Source organism: Kitasatospora cystarginea, from assembly GCF_039533515.1.
Lineage (GTDB): Bacteria > Actinomycetota > Actinomycetes > Streptomycetales > Streptomycetaceae > Kitasatospora > Kitasatospora cystarginea.
This window is the reverse complement of sequence record NZ_BAAATR010000233.1, coordinates 1-521: the sequence shown is the minus strand read 5'-3', so window position 1 is coordinate 521 and position 521 is coordinate 1. Positions and strand designations below refer to the sequence as shown.

1 protein-coding gene is annotated in these 521 nt (G+C 64.7%); it reads right to left on the bottom strand.

From position 1 onward, the window contains the following. A partial coding sequence (locus ABD369_RS41010) for an MFS transporter (RefSeq protein WP_344641726.1) occupies positions 1–471 on the bottom strand: 471 nt, incomplete at its 3' end. Positions 472–521 lie beyond the last annotated feature (50 nt).

Sequence of the window (521 nt, the reverse complement as noted above, 5' to 3'; positions counted from 1 at the left end):
TGGGCCGACGGCAAACGCGCCCCCGATCGTGGCGCCGTATGCAGCCAGAGCAGTCGCGCGCTGGGGACCCTTCTCGAACACGTCCGCCAGCAAGGCAAGTGAGCAGGCGAAGAGTACGGCACCGCCGATACCCTGGGCGGCCCGCGCGAGGTCGAGCACCCAGATGTTCGGCGCCAGAGCGCAGAACAGAGATGCCGTGGTGAACCACAGAATGCCGATGATGAAAACATGGCGTCGACCCCGTCGGTCTGCCCACGATCCGGCGCTGAGAACCACCGTCGCCAATGCCAGCGTGTACGCGTCGATCACCCATTGCAGGGCGCTGACTCCGGTATCGAGATCGGATGCGATCGACGGCAGGGCGGTGTTGACGACGGCGATGTCGAGCATGAGCATTGCGGTGCTCACGCATACTGCCAGCAGAGTGGCTCGTCGTACTGCGGTGTTCTTCGGGGTGATCGGTGCGGTCATGGCCCGTCCTGATGGTCGAAGGGGTGTGTACTCGGAACACCCTGGGCTCC